This is a genomic window from Acetobacter tropicalis (genome assembly GCF_001580915.1).
GTDB classification, from domain to species: Bacteria; Pseudomonadota; Alphaproteobacteria; order Acetobacterales; family Acetobacteraceae; genus Acetobacter; species Acetobacter tropicalis.
Map to the genome: position 1 here is coordinate 1 of NZ_LHZQ01000080.1, position 2,056 is coordinate 2,056.

1 protein-coding gene is annotated in these 2,056 nt (G+C 37.0%); it reads right to left on the reverse strand.

All coding sequences use genetic code 11. The features are described 5' to 3' along the window. Positions 1 to 154: 154 nt before the first annotated feature. The gene (locus AD944_RS00550; protein WP_052427074.1) at positions 155 to 1,879 is read right to left on the reverse strand and encodes an HAD-IIIC family phosphatase; all 1,725 of its coding nucleotides are present in this window, start codon (positions 1,877 to 1,879) and stop codon (positions 155 to 157) included. Positions 1,880 to 2,056 lie beyond the last annotated feature (177 nt).

Consider the following 2,056-nt stretch of genomic DNA (forward strand, 5'->3'; position numbering starts at 1 on the left):
CCGGGAACCTTCAATCAGCACGCCACAACCCTGAAATCACGAGCCAAGCGCATCAACCAATGGTTCTTCGATCCCTCCATCTGTTGGGAATCTTTATTCCGAATTTTCTGCCACAGTAGTGCTAATGAGAGACGTCACGCAAGTAATTTAAGGGCTATATTACTTGTAATTTTGATATATTCCGTAAATATTCACCAAGCCTTCTATAGAAATTCCGGGTAAAATGTGTTGAAGTGATTGCATCTTCTGGATTTTCTAAAAAATCATCTACTTTTATAATTTTTACATTCTCATAATTTTCAATAATATCATTTTGCCAAGAATTAAAAAGATTATGTTGACCTTTTGTCCAAGAAAATTCCTCAGGAATATTTTCTAGAGCGCTTAAAAGGAATATTTTTGTGGAAGTGGGGAACTGTTTGATAATAGAATGTACATTTTCTTTAAATGTTTTTTCATTCGATTTTCCTTTATATTTTAAATTGGCTTTAGCAAAACGGAAATTGCGAACACAAACTTCTGTAGCGCCACGTGCCCAGATTTCTGTTTCGTAAAAATCTTCAATATTTGCATGGCCTAGATTGGTAGGGGATAAAGGCATTTCGTAACCACGTCCTACAACTTCATATAAGCTATAGAACATATCAGTCCAAAAACTAAATACAGCAACATCTATATCTTTAGGGGGGATATTGATCTGAAAATCGGATGATTCATACCCTAATTGTTGTAAAAAAAGGAAATCATCGTCTGTCATGCCATTAAAAACTCTACGCACGAGAGAGGAATGATCTCGGCGAATTTCTGAGCTTTCGCGAGCAGTGTTAAGGTGTAAAACAGTTTTCTTATAATTATGATGTACATAGTGAGCAACACTATCGAGATCGCACCCACCGCATAAAAGAATGGTCTGGGAGGATGCAATAGGTATTTCATTTGTGTGCAAGTTGGGATTCCATCGAGAAATCCAGTCGATTTTTTTGTTTTCATCATATAGATCGGTTAAGACTTCACCAGAAATGGTAAGGGAAGGACTGCCTAACTGACGATATAACCATAGTTCAACAAACATGCCTAAAGTTCTGCATGAAAAGCAAAAATAGTCCAGTCGATTATAGCCCGCTCCACGTGCTTGCAGAAAGAAACCTACATAGCCGTAATCACCATATTTGTCGCGAACATGGACAAGACCTGCGTGACGGTCTGGATGGGAGAGCTCTTCAAGAATTACTTTTCTGGCGTCTTCTTTGTTTTCAGGTAAGCGTTTTTTAATAAAGTTTAACTGATTGGTTCTGTTTATAAGTTCAATAACACGGTCTATATTTTCTTCAACATTATAGTCAATTTCTACAGTTATGTTGCTTTTGCGTAAAAAATCTTCTGTGTCCCCTTTACTATTTAGAATCGCACCTTGCTTTTTTTCCAAAAGTTTATAGTCGTTCAAACGTTTAAATTCAGAGTCATTTTTCCCAACAAATCGTTCATCAGAAAGTATTTTTTCTATAAAATTTTCATCAGATATTTGGAGCTCTGGAATTAAGGTTTTTGCTTCATTTAGATTCATCGGATTGTCGTCAATAAACATAATTGATGCGGGTCGAAGTTTTACGGACTCTATTATTTTCTGTATCCGGGCCCCTTTGGGATCCCAAGAAATACTTGGGAAAATAAAATACTCCCAAATGCCTAATTTTTCTAATAAGGCTTTTGCTTTTTCAAAATCATTCTTTGAACATATAGAGTTCATAATGCCACGTCGGGCTAGTTCTTTTACAATGGCTCCATAATGAGATGTTTCATCGACACCGCCTTCGACGATTGTTCCACGCCAAAATGTTTCGTCGAGATCCCAAATAACTAGACGAACTGCTTCAAGCATCTGAACAACCCTCTTTAATTTTTCTCTTCCGTTATCAAACTCTCCAGGCAGGTTTGTAGAACATGCGAGGAAAGTCTGTTGGTCCGCTTTTTACAGTATATTTATGGTAAGGAACAGCCTAGCCAATGTTTCTATTGGCTAGCACTACAGTTGTTTTTTTAGATGAGAGGCATAAGC

Bases quoted from the DNA above. Each gene is read 5' to 3' on its own strand.
- AD944_RS00550 (WP_052427074.1), bottom strand. From the start codon at position 1,879: ATGCTTGAAGCAGTTCGTCTAGTTATTTGGGATCTCGACGAAACATTT.